Source organism: Streptomyces sp. NPDC015171, assembly GCF_043079545.1.
Classification (GTDB): Bacteria; Actinomycetota; Actinomycetes; order Streptomycetales; family Streptomycetaceae; genus Streptomyces.
On record NZ_JBIBUO010000007.1, the window covers coordinates 91,257 to 109,279 of the forward strand.

Consider the following 18,023-nt stretch of genomic DNA (forward strand, 5'->3'; position numbering starts at 1 on the left):
CCCGGTTCAGGGGCCGGCCGGGCCGTCGCCCAGCAGCTCCCGCAGCTCCGCGAGGACCGCCTGCTCGTCCGTGCCGTCCAGCGCCGCACGGGCCGCACGCCAGGCGTCGTACGCCTCCGCCCGCCGCCCCTGCTCGCGCAGCAGGAGCCCGTGCTGGTGCAGGGCGAGGCCGCCGGTGTAGCGGTCGGCGCGGGCGTCGGCCCGGCCGAGCAGCTCGGCGCACTCGCCGGACGCCCGCCCGGTCTGCCCCAGCTGCCGCAGCGCGCGGACCAGGCCGAGCCGGGTCTGGGACTCGCCGTGCCAGTCGCCGTGGCCGCCGAGGATGCGCAGGCTCTCCTCGAAGTGCCGGGCGGCGGCGGCCGGTTCGCCGAGGGTGAGATGGGCGTAGCCGATGTTGCAGTGCGCCGAGTGCCGCACGATGACCGCGCCGATGGTGTCCCCGATCGCCAGCGAGCGCTGGTGCTCCTCGATGGCGGCGCGCGGGTCGGTGTGCTCGTAGAGGTTGCCGAGATGGCTGCGGGTGACGGCCTCGCCGTAGGGGTCGTTCAGCAGCCGCGAGTAGGCGAGGCTCTGCCGCAGCGCCTCCCCCGACTCCTCGAACCGCCCGAGCCCCTCCAGCAGCAGCCCCCGGTTGTTCAGACAGCGCCGGATCCGGGAGACCGTGCCCAGCCGCCCCCAGATCTCCAGGGCCCGGTCGGTGAGGGCGAGGGCGTCGTTCTGCCGGCCGGTCAGGAAGTGCAGTCCGGCGAGATCGCCCAGCGCGTACGCCTCGGCCGCCGGGTCCCCGAGCCGCCGGGCCGCACCGAGCCCGGCCCGCCCCAGCACCTCCATCTCGGCGACCCGGCCACTGCGCTGCGCACAGGGGAAGAGCAGCCGTACGAGCACGGAGAGATGGGCGGCGGTGCGCGGATCGTCGGTGTCCGCGTTCCGCTCCACCAGGGCGACCACGTTCTCCAGCTCCACCTCGCCCCAGGCGAAGGCCTCCTCGGCCGACTCGAAGGCCGCCAGGGCGGCCACGTCGGCCGCGTGCCCCGCCGGCTGCGCGGCGGTCGGCCGCCGCCGGTCGTCCTGATCGAGCCCGACCTCCACGATCGCCGTCAACACCCGCTCGGCCATGGCGGCGTACCAGCGGAGGGCGGACAGGTCGGGGGTGACGGGGGACGGGTCGGGGGTGGCAGCGGGCAGGCCGGGGGCGGCAGCGGACTGGTCAGGGGTGGCAGCGGCCTGGTCAGAGGTGACGGGGGCAGTGGAGGTACTCGGGGCGGTGGGTTGCGCCTCGGCGGCGACGCCGGCCTCGGCGTCGGCCGCGTCGGCCGCGTCGGCGTCCGCGAGTTCGCGGGCGAAGTCGCGGACCAGGTCATGGGGTGCGTAGCGGCCGTACGCCGTCTCTTCCAGGAGCGCGACGTCGACCAGGCGGTCCAGGGCCGCCTCGGCGCGGCGCTCGTCGGTGCCGGTCAGACGGGCGATCAGCGGGGCGCCGTACGCCGGCAGGTCCAGCGCGCCGATGTGGCGCAGGGCGAGGGCCGCGTCCCGGTCGGCCTCGCGCCCGGCGACGGCGAGCGCGTCGTGGGCGACGGCAAGGGAGCGCCGGACGCTCAGGTCGTCGTACTCCAGATGGCGCAGGCGCCCGCCGGTGGCGGCGAGTTGGCCGGCCAGGACGTCCGGGGTCAGGGCGCGGCGGGCGGCGAGCCGGGCGGCGACCACGCGCAGCGCCAGCGGGAGCCGGCCGGTCAGCTCGACCAGCGCATGGCCGGCGTCCAGCCCCGTGCGTCCGCTCACCACGCGCAGCAGGGCCGCGCTGTCCTCGCGGGTCAGCGGGGTCAGCGGAAAGCGCCGGGCGCCGTCGAGCGCGGTGAGCGGCGAACGGCTGGTGACGATCACCGCGCAGCCGGGGCCGGCCGGCAGCAGGGGCCGCACCTGGGCCGCGTTCGCCGCGTCGTCCAGCACCAGCAGGATGCGGGCGGGCGCGAGCAGCGAGCGGAACAACGCGGCCGCTGCGTCGGGGTGTTCGGGGATGTGCCGGGACTCGGCACCCAGGTCGCGCAGCAGTGAGGTGAGCGCCTGGGTGGCGCTGAGCGGGGCCATGCCGGGGGTGGCGCCGTGCAGGTTGACGTAGAGCTGACCGTCGGTGAAACGTTCCCTCAGCTCATGGGCCACGTGCAGCGCCAGCGCGCTCTTGCCGACGCCCGCCATCCCGCTGATCACGGCGATGGCGGGGGCCGGGGCGGGCGGCTCGGTCAGCGCGTGGCGCAGCTCCGGGCGTACGTCGGCACGGCCGGTGAAGTGGGCCGGCGGGGCGGGGAGCTGAGCCGGGCGCGGGGGTTGCCGGACGGTGGGGTCGTCGGCGGTGGGGCTGCTGGCGGTGGGGTCGTCGGCGGTCCGCGCGGGGGCGGAAGTTGAGGGGGACGCGGGCGGGACGGATGGGGCGGGGGACGTGGGTGGGGCGAGGGACGCAGGGGGTGCGGCGGAGGGTGCTGATGGCTGCGGGGTGGCAGCGGTTCCGCGCGTGCGGCCGGGTGCGTCGAGGCCGGCAGGCGAACCGGCGGGCGAACCGGCTTCGTCCCGCGACCGCCCGTCCTGCCCTCCCGTGCCACTGGGGCCACCCAGGCCACCGGTGACACCCGGGCCACCCGGGCCACCCGGGCCACCCGGCTGGGGATCGCCGTGCCCGGTGTGCCGCCGCGGCCTCTCGCAGTTCCCCCGCAACACCTCGACGTGGGCCTGGCGGACCGCCGGCCCGGGTTCGATGCCGAGTTCCTCCACCAGGCGGGCGCGCAGGTCACGATGGACGGCGAGGGCCTCGGCCTGGCGGCCGGTGCGATGCAGGGCGAGCATCAGCTGACGGTGGTACGCCTCACGCAGCGGATGCTCGGCGATCAGGGCGGCGAGCTCGGGGACGAGCGCGGCCAGGCGGGCACCGCCGAGGGAGAGTTCGGCGTCGTAGCGCCACTCCAGCAGGAGCAGCCGGGCCTCCTCGAGACGCTGCACCAGGGCGTAGCCGCCGATGTCGGCGGGGAGCCCGCTGAGCGGGGTGCCGCGCCACAGCCTGAGCGCGGCGGCGCAGGCCCGTACGACACCCGACCAGTCCTGCCGGCCGTGCGCCGCCCGCGCCTCGACGACCCGCTGGTCGAAGACGTGCACGTCCAACTCGCCGTGGTCGACCCGCAGCACGTAACCGGGCGGTACGGCCCTGAGCCGCTCGGGGTCGTCGAGGAGCCGGCGCAGCCGGGTGACATGGTTGTGCAGGGACGCCTGCGCGGAGACCGGTGGCGCACCGCCCCACAGCGCGTCCTTCAGTGATTCGACCGACACGACCCGGCCCGGCTCCAGCAGCAACGCGGCGAGGAGGCTGCGGACCTTGGGACTGCCGATGGCCCGGACGTCGTTGTCGAGGGCGTCTTCACCTGGTGCGCGGGAGTCAGCGGGCGAGGGGGGCGAAGCGGGGCCGTACGCGATCTCGTACGGGGGTCGGTCATAGAGGACCGGCGGTCCCAGCAGTCCGAAGCGCAGCTCGCACAGCCGCATCACGCCGCTCCACTGCCTTCCCGCGGTCGGGGGCCGACCGTGCTCCGCGGCGGGCGTGTGCCCGCCGTTGCCTGGCGGAATCCCGCCCTGTCCACAACGGTTTCCCGCCACTTTCTGCCCACCGCAGCGGCATCGGAATCCCCTCGTCCGAGGGGCTTTCCCCGCTGCCACCGGACGACTTCCGGCCAACCGGTCCGCGACTTGCCGACGAACCGTTGGCCACATGTTAGCGATCCGTTGGCGAATCCTGATGTGATCATTCCATCGGATCTGGTCCGACGGCGCGCGCGGATGTCGCGTAACTCGGGGGAGTGTCGCCGTAGGCCGGATCCGGGGACGATCAGGGCCCCGGCCGGCGGAGGTGAACGACCGGGGCCCCGTCCCGCCTTCTGTTTTCCGCCTTCTGCCTACCGCCTTCTGCGGCGAGGCGTCCGTCCCTGTTCGGGGGACCTCCGTCCCTGTTCGGGGGACCTCCGTCCCTGTCCCGGGGACCTCTTCGCGGTCACCACGGCGCTCGTCCGCATGAACGTCCCTCCTACGCCGCGCCCCAACCGCCGCCCGCCGCACGCCGCGCCCCCGACTCACATCGGCCGGCACGGCTTATGTCCGCCGAGCACGGCGGACGTCCGCCGCCTCAGAGCACCGGCGGGCGTCCAAGACGGGTGAGCCGCCACACCGTCCGCCAGCGCATCGGCCGCCGCTCGCCGGCCGGCTCCCGCAGCCCCTCCGTGAACCCGCCGAACCACGCCCTGAGCCCGGCCAGGGACCGGGTGCGGGCGAGGGTGAGCAGCGTCCACGCCCCGAGGTGCACCGGAACGAGCGGCAGCGGCAGCCGGCGCCGGACGAGCCAGACCCGGTTGCGGGCGTTGACCCGGAAGTAGACGGCGTGCCGGGCGGGCGAGGTCCTGGGGTGCTGGAGGAGCAGTTCGGGGGCGTAGAGGATCTTCCAGCCGGCGTCGACGGCCCGCCAGGCGAGGTCGATCTCCTCGTGTGCGAAGAAGAACTCGGCGGGCCAGTCCCCGGTCTCGGCCAGCATCGCCGTGGACAGGGCGTGCCCGCCGCCGAGGAACCCGGTGACGTAACCGCCGCGCAGCGGATCGGACTTGCCCACCCGGGGCACATGCCGCTGCTGGGTCTCGCCGTGCTCGTCGGCGATACGGAAGGCGACGATGCCGAGGCGGGGGTCGGCGGCGTAGAGGTCGCGGACCCGGTGCAGCACGTCGGGGCCGACGAGCAGCCCGTCGTCGTCCAGCTCGACGACGACGTCGACGTCCCCGAACTCCCGCAGCCGGGCGAGGGCGACGTTCCGGCCGCCGGGACACCCGAGGTTCTCCTCGACGTCGATGGTGGTGACCTCGCCGGGCAGGGAGAGCCGGTGGGCGAACTCGGGCAGCCGGCAGCCGTTCCCGACGATCACGATGCGGGCGGGGGCGAGGCGCTGCCTGGCCACGGACTCCAGCAGGGCGTCGACCTCGGCGGGCCGGTTGCCCATGGTCACCACGGCGACGGCGATCCTCGGCTGCACCACGTCCCACACCCCATCCGGCCGACGGCGGCACCGCACCCCGACCGTGCGCTGCCCATCGTTCACCAAGATGTTGTCTCGGAGCCGCTGGTTCGCCTGACGCCGATTCACTTTGCCGCGTCTTTGATCCGGCTTTGTGCCGACATTTCCAGGACCCTCGCGGCAACGCCGCCGCCACGCCCCTCGGCGGGCCTGGTCCCGGCCACCCGGGCCCCTTGGCAGCAGCAAAAAGGCCAGGTCACGATTGACGTGACCTGGCCTCCATCGGAGCCGCTTTCGGGATTCGAACCCGAGACCTACGCATTACGAGTTGTCCGATCTTGGTCCGGGGGCGTCCGTGGGAGTCCGGGAAATAGGCAACACGCCTGGTCAGGTGGAACGTCGGACTGAGGTGGACGACGGCGGGCATCACCAGAATGCGGGTCGGCTGAGACCACGATTGAGACCGCTACTCACGCCCCGGCCCAGTCGGCCCACCCTGAGGGCCGGCATACACAGAGGAGCGTCAAACGTTTGACGCGTCGCGGAGGGCAGATCGACCGGCCGGATAGCGCGAGACACGCGCAGCGTCAAACGTTTGACGCTGCTGCCGCTGGCAACTGGCACGCTTCACCGACCCCTGTATGCATTGGCCGACAATGCATAGACGGGTACTGTGAGTGCCTGACCCCGCAAGTCTTAAGAGACAAGGAAGGGCCTAACGCTGCTTCACCAGCGCCAGGCCCCAGGGGTGCAGATCACGAGCCCGGCCGGTCTCTCTTCGGTCGGGCTCGTTTCTTGAGCCCGCCGGCGGGTTCACGCTCTCTCGTCATGACGAGAGGTACTGCACCACTTCCTTGATGACCATCGCGATCACCGGCACCCAGTCCACGACCGCCTGTCGAATCGACCGACGGTGTTCGCACCGCGTGCAGCGACCGTCATCGGATTGCTCCTCGGCCACCTGGCCCCTCCTTCCGTCCCTGAAGTGGCCCTGAGTACAACCCAGGGGTTCGCCTTCAACCGAGGCGAACGACTCGGCGAAACGTGGGGAGGAACCGGCCTAAGCATAGGCGGGCGGGGGCAGGGACATCCATAAGTCGGCGTCTTCACTAGAGAAGCAGATTTCGTAATGCGAATTCACGACGCCCCCTCCTTGTCTCCCTTAGCACGGGATCGATTAGGGTCAACTCGGACCAACTCCGCGCAAGTCATTAGCATTGCAAAGGCGTAACCAGGAAGACGTAATGCCGCGTTTACCGAGGTCACGCACCAAGTGCGGCTCCGGGAGGGCGAGTAGACGCAAGACGCAGCCGGTGTCCGCCGGAAGAGTCGCCGGTAAGCGCATGACAGCTTTCCCCCGGCGCCGTTTGCCCGGCGTTACTCAGGCAGCGAGTCAACCGGTGATTATCTTGTGACGCAGATCACTCATCTTGCCGCGCTCGGGGCGGTGCGAAGCGCCCCACTTGAAGCCTGGCCCTACGCCCAGACCCGAAGGGCGTGCGACGCTTGATTCCGCCAGCAGCGGGAGAGGGGAGATCGGGTGTCGCAGCAGGCCAGCCCGCGGGGAACCTTCCTGAAGGTTGCCGACTCGGTGAAGGCACTGATCGAGGGCAACCCGGAGATGACTGAGCTACCTTCCCTGCCTGAAGTCATGCGCGAACACGGAGTCTCGCGCGGGGTTGCCATCCGCGCCTATGGCGTCTTGCGACAGGAAGGCCTGGCCGAACCCACACCAGGCGCGCGCTGGCGCGTCATGCGATCCGGCACGCAAGTCGAGCGACGCCCCCTCCATGAGCGGATTGCCGAGGTCATCACGACTGACGGACTCCGAACGGGGGAAGCGTTCCCGAGTGCTTCGTCACTAGCCGAACGCTTCGAGGTCTCACGCCCCACGGTAACCAAGGCCCTGGAAAAGCTGGAGGCCGCCGGCGTGCTGGCGGGGGGTGGACAGGGAAGGGTACGGACAGTCCGCTCCGTGCCGGTTCGAGAGGAGCGTTCGTAGCTTGCCAAAGTTGACCGAGTGGGCCTATCCCCTGGCCGAGTCTCTGCTGGCCGAGCCGTTGCCCCGGCGTTGGAAGCACTGTCTTGGGGTCGCCGAGCGGGCGCGCACCATCGCGCTGATCCTTGACCAGGACGCGGACCTGCTAGAAGCCGCGGCCGTGCTGCACGACATCGGGTACGCGCCGGACCTCGCCAAGACGGGGTTTCACCCGCTGGACGGCGCGCGGTATCTCCGGGACGTTGCCGGCGCCGACGAGCGAGTCATCAACCTGGTCGCTCACCACTCCTGCGCCTGGATGGAGGCGGAGGCGCGCGGTATGCGCGAGGAACTGGACGGCGAGTTCCCACGGGAGCACGAGCACCTCAACGACGCGCTCTGCTACTGCGACATGAACACCACACCGGACGGCACGCCCACGAACCCCATCGACCGCATCAGCGAGATCACGGGGCGGTACGGGCCGGACAGCCTGATCGGGACGTTCATCCGCAGGGCCGAGCCCGAGATCCTGGAGTGCACGTCCCGCGTGCTCGAACGCGTTGCCACTGCCAAGCGTCAGCCGATGTAGGGAGCCGTGCGCGTCCTGTCCTGGGCGTGCTCGATGCGGAGCCGCATTGTGGGGTGCACGTCCAACTCCGTCAGGTCCGCCGGGTCGACCCAGCGGACCTGGGTCGTCTCGTTGCTCGTACGGAGTTCGCCGCCGACCGGCCGCGCGCGGAAGCAGATGCTGAACTGCTGGCGGACCTCGCCGTCGTCGTACTGCATCACGTGTCCGGGGTCCGTGTAGAGCCCGGACACGTCGACGACTTCCGCCTTGATCCCGGTCTCTTCCCAGACCTCACGGACGACGGTGTCGCTGATCGACTCGCCCACGTCGTGACCGCCTCCGGGCAGTGCCCAGCGCCCGTTGTCGGATCGCTGGATCATCAGCACCTGGCCGGCGTCGTTCTGGACGAACGCGACGACGGACGGCACAACCGAGTTGGCCGGCGGGGCGTCGGGGTCGTGGAGGTAGTCGATGCGTCCCATGATTCAAGCTCCCGTGATGCTTGGTATGTCCTGCTCGGTGATCGGCCGGGCGTTCTCCCACGTGTGATCGATGCTATTCGCGTACGTCTCGAAGAGTCCCCCGCCTGGTAGGCGGCGCAGGTGCAGAACCGGTGCCATGAAGGCGCCAATGCCGTAGACGTGCGGATTCACCAGCATCTCGTCGTCTGCGCGGTAGATGGAGTTGTAGAGCGTCGAGTCGTGCAGCCGGAACCCGACGTCCGGGTGAGTGCGCATGAGGGGCCGGTACAGCAGCAGGGCGTTGCGGATCTTGCCGTCCATGATCTGGTGGCCCTCGTCAATGCCGCGCTGCCGGACGGCCGCGCAGCCCGGGTCTCCCAGCAGGATGCGCACCTGCGCCCCGGCTTCCGCCTTGGCCTTCACCAGGCCGTGGAACAGGGGATCTTCTGCGAGGAACAGGCCGGAGTACACAAGTACATCCAGATTCTGCTTGGCTCGGCCGTACAGCTCCCGCCAGAGTCCGGGCGGCACCGTGTGCCGGTGCGGGTAGACGGCCGCTATCTCGGCTTTCGTCAGGTCTGCCGCGCTGTCGGCGGTCCGACTGTCGTCCCACAGCGTCGTCACATCGATCTTCAGCACTGCCGCTGTGGCGTACTGGTGACGCCGGTACGGCACCTTGCCCTGGGTGATCCAGCGTTCGACGGTCTTCGGGTTGACCGCGATCGCCTCAGCGAGGCCCTGCACGGTCATGCCTCGGGCGAGAAGGGCCGACCGTAAGCGTTCGTTCGACATCTGCACCCCCGTGGGGACGTCTAGGGACCTCTTGACCGTAGCCAGAAGTCTCGAAGCTGTCCATGCATGGGGTAACCAACTCCCCTGACCTGCGGCGATTCTGAGTGTGCGCCAAGAAGTCTCGGCGCGAGAGACACGAGGTTCCGTCGGCACACTTGACGGACCCTCATGCAGTACCTGTAAAACAGGTACTGCACAGCCGGACGCGACAGCTCGGCTGATGGGCGGCTTCATGCCGCATACGCAGAAGGCGGGGACGCTGCAATCCCGCTGCAGGCCAGGCACAACAGGGTTCCGACCCGTACTGGCGAGGTGGCCCGGCGACCGCGATCAACGGCCGGAGTGTGGGGACGCGATCCCCCTTGCAGTGATTCACCTCTGTTGACCTCGGCTGATGGGAAGACCAGTGCACCAACGAAGACCGCTGGCGTTGCCGGTACGCGGACTGGCCGGCCACGCCCGTTCAACTCTCCGGTCCTTCTCCTGGCTGCGCAGCGCCTGACGCTGCGGCCGGTTGCCTCCCTCGCCCGTCCGGGCCCCGCTGTCTGGGGTTGCCGTACGGGCGGGGCGTGGGGAGCCGGATTAGATCCGACTTCAACGGCGCGCGCCCCCGGAGCGGCAACTCCGGGGGCGCTGTTCGGGCCGTTCACCCTTCGAGAGGAACACGACCCATGAAGCCCATCGTCACACTTCAGGCGGTTGTTACCGCCGATGACTCCGTCCGCGAGCCGACGCCGGCCGAGCTGGACGCGGTGGCGGAGGAAATGCCGCTGGTTCTGGCGCAGGTCGAGTTGCTGGACGTTGAGATCAGTTTGCTGGACCGGCCGGTCACCGACTGGGACATGCGCCGGCTGCGTCGGGCCCGGCGCAAGGTGCTCGCCGCCCGCCGCATCCTCGCGAACCGGGCCGCCGCCACCGCTCCCGGGGTGGCGTGATGGCTGACGAGTTCACTGCGCAGATGTCCCTGCACCGTGGCCGGTGGCGTCTGTACGTGGTGCTGCTGAACACCACCGAGTGGTGGCCCGAGTACGGGTTCGGCCGTGAGCAGCCGGTGCCGACGTTCACCGAACGCACCGACTCGCTCAGCGTGCTGGGGTTCGAGCCGGTGCCGGGCGCCGCGTGGCAGTGGACGGAGGACAGTCAGGACCCCGATGACCCGGCCTCGCCGGTCGTGCTGATCGCCACCGTTCAGGTGCGTTCACGGACGGGGGCGGGCGCGTGAACGGCGTTCAGATCCGCTCAGCGGAACGCGCCCTGTCCGCGGGCACGTGGTTGATCGTGGCCGGCGCCATGCTCTACTCCATCCTCACCGTGACGCCGCTCGCCGCAGAGCACACCGCCCCCGAGTGGGCATGGACGGCTCCGATCCTGCCGCTGGTCGTGGACGCTGCGGTGGTGATCGTGGTCCGTCTGGACGCGGCCCTTGCCCGGCTCGGTGGGCACGGTGGCCGGTGGCCGGTGGTGCTGCGCTGGATGACCGGCGCGATGACCCTGGCCCTGAACGTCGCCGACTCCGCCCTGAACAGGGACCTGGTCGGCGTCGCGGTTCACGCGGTCGCTCCGCTGCTGCTGATCGTCACCGCGGAAACCGGGCTGGCCTACCGGCGTGCGATCACGCGGGCCGTGGCCGAGCTGGAGGAGAAGCGGCAGGCGGAGCGAGAGGCGCGGGAGCGGGCCGCCGCCGACCGACAGGAAGCGGCCGAACGTCGGGCCCGTGAGGAGCGCGAGCACGCCGCCATGCTGGCGCGTGAACAGCGTGAACACGAAGCTGCTCTGGCTCGTGAGGCTGCGGAGCGGCAAGAACGTCGCTGGCGGGAGGAGCAGGAGCGGAAGGCCGCTGCGGAGGCGGCGGAGCGCGAGGAACGTGAACGCCGTGAACGCGAGCGTGAACAGCGTGAGCGGGAGCGTGAGCACGCCGAGCGGGAGGCCGCCGAACGCCGCGAGCGTGAGACCACGGAGCGGGCCGAGCGTGAACGCCGTGAACAGCGCGAGCGCGAGGAGCGGGCCGAGCGTGAACGCGCCGCGCTCCTGGAGCGCGGCCCGGCTGCCGAGAAGCAGCCTGAGGAACAGGCCCGGCTGACGGTGCGGGCGGCGTTCGACGCCGGTCTGGCGGTGCGGGCGGCTGCCGAGTTGTGCGGCTGGTCGGTCGGGTGGGTGTCCGCCCGCTACGCCGAACACCGCGACCCGGCGGCCGGTGACGGCGCCGCGCTCGCGATCGCGAGCCGCTGATGGGTGCCCTTCCCGTTTACCGCTGGCGGCTGGCCCCGGAGGGGCTGGCAACGCTTCGGCAGCTGCGCGCGGCCGGTCTTCGCCCCGGCGGCCAGGACGTGGTCGCGCAGCTCGAACGCCCCCGCCGCAAGGGACGTCCGCCGCTGGTCGCCTACCTCTACCGCATCGACCAGGCCCGGCCGGTGCGCCCGATGACCCCGGCCAAACGCGCCGCGCTGGCCAAGGCAAACAGGGCCCGCCGCACCTGCCCCGAGTGCCGCCGCGATGCCGGATACGTCATCCCGGCCGCGCTCGGCATGTGCACCCCGTGCGCGTTCCCGGACGACCAGGCCGCCGCGGCCTGACCGCACAGCACAGCCCCATTCACCTGCCTCCTACGAGGAGATTCGCTGTGTCCAGCCGTACCCGTGCTCGCGGCGCCAAGGCCGCTGGCATCCACACCGTGCACATCCCTCGCCAGCGCGGTCGCCGCGCCGCTCAGCCGTTCGTGGTCGTCGTCCCCGAGCGGCCCTCCCTCGCCTGGGAGGCCGCCGGGTGGGTGGGTCGCATGCTGTGGCGCCACCGCGGCGCCCTCGCCCCGACCAGCCTCGCCCTGCTCGCCCTCGCCGCGACCGGGCTGCTGCACGCCAAGGCGCCGTGGGCCGGTCTGGTCCTGGCCGGCCTCGCCGCCGGCCCGGCCGTGGGGGTGCTGCTCATGCAGCGCCGGCGTCCCGGAACCGGAACGGTCCTGGCGTGGCGTATCGGCTTGGCCCTGCTCACGACGCTGGCCCTGGCCTGGTTCGCCGCCGCGGCCGGGTTCGGACCGCTCGCCGGCCCGCTCGGTCTGCTGTGGCTGCTGATCTGGGCTGCCGCGCAGACCGCATGGCTCATCGTCCGCCGCACCCACTGACCTGCGAAGGAGTCGACTGATGGCATCCACCAACACCAACCGTCGCGGCGGCAACGGGAACGGGCCCAAGCCGAACAAGTTCGCCAACGCCGGGGCCGCCGCGGGCGCCGCGGCCGGCGGGTTCGTCGGCGCGGTGGGCAGCTCGTTCACGCCCCCGGTCAACGTCACCATCAACCGCACCACCAACAACCACCGCGGTGGCAGCGCCGGTGGCGGGCGTTCACACGCCGAAGCGCTGCTGCCGGCACCGGAGTTCACCTCTCCGGCCCAGGTGCGGCAGTACTGCAACACCCTGCGGGCCGCCGCGGTGACGCTGTCCATCGAGGTGTCCATGGGCGCCGAGATCATGAAGGGCGTCCTGGCGGCCGTGCCGGACCCGGAGGGGCGGGCGTTCGGCTCGCGGATTAGGGCGCAGAAGGTGGCCCGCAAGATGCAGCGCAGCGCGGACGCGCTGCGGGACGCGGCGAAGAACGCCGCCGCCACCTACGCCGTGTTCCAGCAGGAGTTCGAAGAGGAGATCAACCGCGTCCGCCACCGTGCCCGCCGGCCCCAGCAGCCGGTCATGAACTGGGCCCAGCAGTAGGGAAGGAGGGCCGATCATGGCTCGTAACAACAGCCGCTCCATGGCTTACGCCCAGGACGGCACAGTCGGCTACCTCGCCCCGTCCTACGCCACCGGTTCGGGCGGCAATGTGGGCGTCTACCTGCTCAACCGGGTCATGCCGCATCTGCCGCCCTGGCTCGGATGGGCCGGCACGGGCATGGCCGGTGCCCTCGGCTCGCTGCGGTGGGAAGCCTCCGCCGGGGCCGGCGTCGGCCTCACCCTCGCCTCCGTCACCCTCACCGCAGCCACCTGGTGGGCGGGGAAGTCCACCACCCAGCAGCGCCGACTGCACTCGGCCATCACGGTGGCGGCGGGGTCGGCGTGGGTGACCGCGGCCTGCCTCGCCGGCCCCCTGACTGGCCCCCTGGACGACCTGTTCCTGATGGGCGGGCCCGTCGTCGCGCTCTCCTGGAACGTGCGGATGGTCCTGCGCCGTAACGACAGCGACCCTCAGGGCGGCGGCGGCGATAAGGGGCTGCTGGAGAAGGTCGGTCTGGCGCGTGCGCAGATCGGTGCGGCGAAGGTGGAGCCGAACCGGGTCACGGCACCTTTGTCGCTGGAGCCGGGCGAGCAAACCAACGACGACGTCTCCAAGGCACTGGCCCGGATCGCATCCGCGCTGGACCTGCCCGCCTCCGCCGTCCGCTACCACCCCTCCCCCGACTCCAGCCGACGCGGTGAGCTGGTCATCGTCCCCGAAGACATGCTCGCTCAGCCGGCGGAGTACGAGGGGCCGTCGAACCTCGGGGGTTCGATCGCGGAACCGCTGGTCATCGGCCGGTACGACGACGGCTCCCCCCTCGTCATCTGGCTCCCCGGCGACCCGGAAGCCAAGCGGAACAGCACCCACGTCCTGATCGCGGGCGGCACCGGATCCGGCAAGGGCGAGACCGCGCTGAACCTCCAGACGGAGATTTTTTCCCGCCGGGACGTGCTGCTGTGGGTGTCCGACCCGAAAGCGTTCCAGGACTTCGCTCCGCTGCGGCCCGGCATGGACTGGTCCGCCGAGGGCGGGGCGGAGACAGAGGTCATGGTGGAGGCGGTCAAGGCCGTCATCCCCGCCCGCACCCGCTGGCTCGGCGCCCACGGCTACCGGCAGTGGCTCCCCGCCGCCGCCCAGACCCAGACCGACGTCGACCATTCCTGCCAGCCCGGCCGGGCGTGCGGGTGCGCTGGTATGCCGTTCCTGGTGGCCTGGTTCGAGGAAGCGGCGAACACCCTGCGCAACCTCGGCGACGACGCGTTCACCGGGATCGCGCAGGAAGCCCGCTCCGCCGGCGTCTCCCTGATCGTGTCCCTGCAGCGCCCCTCCTACGACCAGATGTCTCCGAGCACCCGGGCCTCGCTGCCGTCCGTGATCGCACTCGGCTGTGACCGGCGTGACGAAGGATTCTCGTTGCCCGATGAGGTGCTGGCGGCGGGGGCCCATCCCGGAGCGTGGGGCAACCGGCGACCCGGCTACTGCTACGTGGTCAGCGGCGGCATCCCTGAGGACCGCTACCCGTCCCCGGGCCGTACCTTCGCCTTCCCCGCCCGCGCCGTCCCCCTCATGGAGCAGCTCGCGGCGTGGGCCCTGCGGGAGGGCGCGACCGCCGACCCGGTCACGGCCGCAGCGGTGACCGCGGTCGCCGGCCGCGCCTACACCGGCCGCACCACCCCCGACCCCGCCCCGGCCACGGGCAGCCCGCGACTGACCTCCGTGCAGGGAGACCACGACATGAACGACGGGCAGGGACAGGGGCACGGGCTGCTGATCGACCCCGAGGACACCGACATCGACCCCGAAGCCGAGTTGCCCGGCGACGAGGAAGGCGACGACGCGCCGATCTTTGGACAGGAGACCGGCCGCAAGCCCTCCCCCGAGGAGGCCCGGCTCCTGTTCGCCCAGGCGCTGGAGGACTTCGAGACGGGCGGCCAGATGATCGTGGGCCCGAGGGACTTCATGGACTGGTGCGACGCCCACCGCCTCTCCCGCCCCTGGGTGTCCGCCCGGCTGAAGGAAGCTGCCGAGGAAGGGCGCCTGGAGCCGACGAACACCACCGGCCGGTGGCGCATCGTCCCCATCCTGACGGCCGCCTGACACCTGACACCGTCACGCACGCCTGACACCCAAACCCCTAGGCAAACCCACTGTCAGAACCGCGTGACGCCCCCCGCCTAACGTCCCTGACACCTGCCTGACACTCGCCCGCGGGCCCGCCCATGCACGCGCTGCGTGGGCCCGCGCCTCACCCGCAGGAGTGCACCGTGTCCCACTCCGAGCACGCCCCCGACTCGATCCGATCTGACCCCCGCCTGACCGACTCGGAAGCTGACGCCGAAGCCCGCCGGATCATCGCCGATGCCTACCGGCCCCTTCCCGAGACGGCCACCGCGTACCGCGACGCCACCCCGCTGCCCGCCTACGGCAGCACGCCCCCGGTCCTCCAGCCGGACCGGCGGATCGTCCCCGCCTGGGCCGCCGGCACCGCCGTCGCGGGCATCGGCGTCGGCGCCGCGTGCGTCGGCATCGGCTGCGGCGTCTGGCTCGCCTGCCAGGGATTCGCCGCCATCTCCCTGGCCTCCGTCCTGTTCGTCACCTTGCCCATCGCAGGTCTGGCCGCCGTCCTCACGGCCCTCGGGACCGCCCTGCGCTCCCTCACAGCCAACCGCACCGAACACCACCACCACTACACAGGGCCGGTCCGGCAGGAGAACACCACCACCCACACCCGTGGCGTGTTCGCCCGCACCACCAACCACTAGCTACGCCAAGGGCGGCCCCCTCGTCTCGCCAAAGATCCGGGGCCGCCCTCGCTCCCACCATCCAACTGAACAGTGGAGGTCACCCAGCATGACCCATCCCGCCGACATCGGGCGAGGGCTCCACCGCCCGCACTCCCGTTCGTCCGGGGGCGACGGCATGAACGTCACCCTGCTGCATGCCGCGTTGCAGGCCGCCGAGTGCGGCTGGCACGTCTTCCCTCTCCGTCCCGGCACGAAGCGGCCTGCCCTGCACGGCGAGTCCTCCTGCCCCCGCACCGGCGTATGTGCCGGCGGGCACGTGAAGTGGGAGCAGCGGGCCACCACCGACCCCGATCGCATCCGCGCCGCCTGGTCCCTCGCGCCGTTCAACGTCGGCATCGCCACCGGCCCGTCCGGTCTGGTGGTCGTGGACCTGGACGTGCCCAAGGACAAGGGCAGTTCGGACGCGCCTGACGGCGCGGCAACCTTCCAGGCGCTCTGCGAGCGCGCCGGCCACGCCGTCCCGGCCACCTACCGGGTGCGGACCGCGAGCGGCGGGAGGCACCTGTACTTCACCGCCCCGCCCGGAACCCGGCTGGCCAACACCGCCGGGACCATCGGCGAGTTGGTCGACACCCGGGCATGGGGCGGGTACGTCGTCGCCGCCGGCAGCATCACCCCCGCCGGGACGTACGAGTCTCTGTGCGGCCTGGAGACGGCCGTACTACCCCCGTGGCTCCACACCATCCTGCGACCCGCCCCCAGGACCCCACAGGCGCCCGCGACCGCCATCCCGGGGCAATCCACCCGGTATGCGGATGTAGCGCTCGCCAACGAGACCCGGGCCGTCGCCGGGGCCCACGTCGGCCAGCGGGACGGGACATTACTGCGTGCTGCGCGAGCCCTGGGGCGGTTCGTCGCGTGGGGCGACCTCCCCCGGCATGTGGTCGAGCAGGCTCTTCAGGAGGCGGGCGAGTTGGCCGGACTGTCCCCGGCCGAGTGCCGATCTACCCTCCGCAGCGCCCTGAACTGGTCCATCACCCACAACCAGCAGCGCCGGGACACGGCATGAACACCCCCTCCCGCCCCCGCCTGAAGAGCCTCACCCTCACCCCGACCGGCCAGCCTGTCGCCGAACAGGCCGCGCCCGAACCGGCCGAGGGCGAGTCGACAGGCGCCGCCCGCAAGGGCGTCGTCACTGCTCTTCGCCCTGACCCGCGCCAGGACGACGGCCGGTACCCCATCGCGTGGCTGCACATCCGCGCCCCGCGCGGCACCCGACCCACGGCCACCTCCCAGTGCGAGTGCGGCTGGGACCGGAGCGCCGTCGGCAAACGCAAGGTGATCGCCCTGATCGAGGCGCACACCGCCCACCGCAACGCCTGCCCGCTCCGCCACCCCCAGGAAGAGAGGGCCGCCGCATGAGCGCACCCACCCCCATCGACGGGGCCGCGCTGCTCAACGAGGTGGAAGCCTTCCACCGGCGCTTCAACGTCTTCCCGACGGAAGCCGCCTACGTCGCAGTGGCCCTGTGGGACGCGCACGCCCACCTCCTGGACGCGTTCGACTCCACCCCGCGGCTCGCGTTCCTCTCCCCGGAACCGGGGTCGGGGAAGTCGCGGGCGCTGGAAGTGGTGGAGACCCTCGTGCCGCGCTCCATGGCAGCCGTGGACGCGTCCGCCGCCGCCTTGTTCCGTTCCGTGTCCGGCGTCGACGGCGGCCGGCCCACGATCCTTTTCGATGAGATCGATACCGTCTTCGGTCCCAAGGCCGGGGAGAACGAGCAGCTGCGGGGGTTCATCAACGCCGGCCACACCCGCGGCCGTGTGATGTACCGGTGCGTTGGGGACGGCGCCAACCAGCAAGTACAGGGCTTCCCTTCCTACTGCGCACTCGCCGTCGCCGGACTCGGCAACCTCCCCGACACGATCATGACCCGGTCCGTCATCGTCCGCATGCGCCGCCGCGCCCCGAACGAGCAGGTCGAGCAGTTCCGCACCCGCATCCACGTGCGGGAAGGCAACGCACTGCGTGACCGTCTCAGCAAGTGGGCCGAGGCCATCCAGAGGCAGGTCACGGACGCGTTCCCGGAGATGCCGGACGGGGTCGCCGACCGGCCCGCCGACGTGTGGGAACCCCTCCTCGCCGTAGCGGACGCAGCCGGCGGCGACTGGCCGAAGCGAGCACGGGAAGCCTGCCTCACCCTGGTCAAAGCCTCCCGGGCCAACGACAAGGGCAGCATCGGCATCCGACTGCTAACCGACCTGCGCGACCACGTCATGGCCGGCATCGACCGCCTGCCCACCGTCGCCATCCTCGACCGGCTCAACGCCATGGACGACGCGCCCTGGGCGGACATGGGCGGCAAGCCGCTCGACTCCCGCCGCCTGTCCCGGATGCTCTCCGAGTACGTCACCGCCGACGGAGACCCGATCACCTCCCGCAACATCAAGACCGGCGGAGGCGTCCTCAAGGGCTATTACGCGACCGATCTGCACGACGCCTGGTCCCGCTACTGCCCCCCGCCCCGGCAGAATCCGCTACCTCCGCTACCCGGCACCGAAAACATGGTCTGACCAGCACTGATCCGGTAGCGGATACCGCCCCCGCGATCCGCTACCGGACCGCTACCCATCCGCTACCGCTACCGCCATCCGCTACCACCGGCAGGCCCCTGACCTGCGCGGTAGCGGAGGTAGCGGAAGTAGCGGACTTCCCGGAAGGGGGCCCAGTGCCCCGATGC

The 18,023-nt window shown here is 71.5% G+C and carries 18 protein-coding genes; 13 read left to right on the forward strand and 5 right to left on the reverse strand.

Annotation, left to right across the window (positions count from 1 at the left end; translation table 11 throughout):
* Positions 1-6 precede the first annotated feature (6 nt).
* The 3 genes from ACF073_RS20520 to ACF073_RS20530 all read right to left on the reverse strand — a co-directional run bounded on the left by ACF073_RS20520 (position 7) and on the right by ACF073_RS20530 (position 5,993).
* Positions 7-3,525: a BTAD domain-containing putative transcriptional regulator gene (locus ACF073_RS20520; RefSeq protein WP_392071919.1), complete on the reverse strand. Its 3,519-nt coding sequence runs from the start codon at positions 3,523-3,525 to the stop codon at positions 7-9.
* A gap of 634 nt (positions 3,526-4,159) precedes the next feature.
* Positions 4,160-5,053: a glycosyltransferase family 2 protein gene (locus tag ACF073_RS20525; protein ID WP_392071920.1), complete on the reverse strand. Its 894-nt coding sequence runs from the start codon at positions 5,051-5,053 to the stop codon at positions 4,160-4,162.
* 805 nt (positions 5,054-5,858) lie between these two features.
* Positions 5,859-5,993 (reverse strand): hypothetical protein, encoded by a 135-nt coding sequence (locus ACF073_RS20530; RefSeq protein ID WP_392071922.1) that lies wholly within the window; start codon positions 5,991-5,993, stop codon positions 5,859-5,861.
* Positions 5,994-6,572: 579 nt separating this feature from the next.
* On the opposite strand from ACF073_RS20530, the gene ACF073_RS20535 reads away from it, so the two are divergent.
* Positions 6,573-7,034 carry a GntR family transcriptional regulator gene (locus ACF073_RS20535; protein WP_392071923.1) on the forward strand — a complete coding sequence of 154 codons (462 nt, stop codon included), beginning with the start codon at positions 6,573-6,575 and terminating at the stop codon, positions 7,032-7,034.
* Position 7,035: 1 nt separating this feature from the next.
* Positions 7,036-7,602, forward strand: a complete 567-nt coding sequence (locus tag ACF073_RS20540) for an HD domain-containing protein (protein WP_392071924.1) — start codon at positions 7,036-7,038, stop codon at positions 7,600-7,602.
* Here the strand turns inward: ACF073_RS20540 and ACF073_RS20545 are convergent.
* Positions 7,590-8,063, reverse strand: coding sequence for an NUDIX domain-containing protein (locus ACF073_RS20545; protein WP_392071926.1), 474 nt, complete (start codon positions 8,061-8,063; stop codon positions 7,590-7,592). The genes ACF073_RS20540 and ACF073_RS20545 overlap by 13 nt on opposite strands.
* A gap of 3 nt (positions 8,064-8,066) precedes the next feature.
* Positions 8,067-8,792: an XRE family transcriptional regulator gene (locus tag ACF073_RS20550; protein ID WP_392071927.1), complete on the reverse strand. Its 726-nt coding sequence runs from the start codon at positions 8,790-8,792 to the stop codon at positions 8,067-8,069.
* Positions 8,793-9,505: 713 nt separating this feature from the next.
* Between ACF073_RS20550 and ACF073_RS20555 the strand changes: the two genes are divergently transcribed.
* The 11 genes from ACF073_RS20555 (at position 9,506) to ACF073_RS20605 (ending at position 17,856) form a co-directional block, all read left to right on the forward strand.
* Entirely contained in the window at positions 9,506-9,769 is a 264-nt protein-coding gene (locus ACF073_RS20555) for a DUF6284 family protein (protein WP_392071929.1), read from the forward strand.
* The gene (locus ACF073_RS20560; protein ID WP_392071931.1) at positions 9,769-10,056 is read left to right on the forward strand and encodes a DUF6303 family protein; all 288 of its coding nucleotides are present in this window, start codon (positions 9,769-9,771) and stop codon (positions 10,054-10,056) included. Before ACF073_RS20555 ends, ACF073_RS20560 begins: the two co-directional genes overlap by 1 nt.
* Entirely contained in the window at positions 10,053-11,063 is a 1,011-nt protein-coding gene (locus ACF073_RS20565; RefSeq protein WP_392071933.1) for a DUF2637 domain-containing protein, read from the forward strand. The genes ACF073_RS20560 and ACF073_RS20565 overlap by 4 nt, the downstream gene beginning before the upstream one ends.
* The gene (locus tag ACF073_RS20570) at positions 11,063-11,407 is read left to right on the forward strand and encodes an RRQRL motif-containing zinc-binding protein (RefSeq protein ID WP_392071935.1); all 345 of its coding nucleotides are present in this window, start codon (positions 11,063-11,065) and stop codon (positions 11,405-11,407) included. The genes ACF073_RS20565 and ACF073_RS20570 overlap by 1 nt, the downstream gene beginning before the upstream one ends.
* Positions 11,408-11,454: 47 nt before the next feature.
* On the forward strand, positions 11,455-11,952 hold the full coding sequence (locus ACF073_RS20575; RefSeq protein WP_392071936.1) for a hypothetical protein: 498 nt from the start codon (positions 11,455-11,457) through the stop codon (positions 11,950-11,952).
* A 19-nt stretch (positions 11,953-11,971) separates the two neighbouring features.
* A complete protein-coding gene (traA, locus tag ACF073_RS20580; RefSeq protein ID WP_392071937.1) occupies positions 11,972-12,535 on the forward strand; it encodes a plasmid transfer protein TraA in 564 nt (187 codons plus the stop codon).
* 40 nt (positions 12,536-12,575) lie between these two features.
* Complete coding sequence (traB, locus tag ACF073_RS20585) at positions 12,576-14,636, forward strand: plasmid transfer protein TraB (RefSeq protein WP_392072460.1); 2,061 nt, start codon at positions 12,576-12,578, stop codon at positions 14,634-14,636.
* A gap of 167 nt (positions 14,637-14,803) precedes the next feature.
* Positions 14,804-15,301, forward strand: a complete 498-nt coding sequence (locus ACF073_RS20590; RefSeq protein WP_392071939.1) for a hypothetical protein — start codon at positions 14,804-14,806, stop codon at positions 15,299-15,301.
* Positions 15,302-15,458: 157 nt separating this feature from the next.
* A complete protein-coding gene (locus ACF073_RS20595; protein WP_392072461.1) occupies positions 15,459-16,352 on the forward strand; it encodes a bifunctional DNA primase/polymerase in 894 nt (297 codons plus the stop codon).
* The gene (locus ACF073_RS20600) at positions 16,349-16,705 is read left to right on the forward strand and encodes a hypothetical protein (RefSeq protein WP_392071941.1); all 357 of its coding nucleotides are present in this window, start codon (positions 16,349-16,351) and stop codon (positions 16,703-16,705) included. Before ACF073_RS20595 ends, ACF073_RS20600 begins: the two co-directional genes overlap by 4 nt.
* Positions 16,702-17,856 (forward strand): DUF3631 domain-containing protein, encoded by a 1,155-nt coding sequence (locus tag ACF073_RS20605; protein ID WP_392071943.1) that lies wholly within the window; start codon positions 16,702-16,704, stop codon positions 17,854-17,856. The genes ACF073_RS20600 and ACF073_RS20605 overlap by 4 nt, the downstream gene beginning before the upstream one ends.
* Positions 17,857-18,023 lie beyond the last annotated feature (167 nt).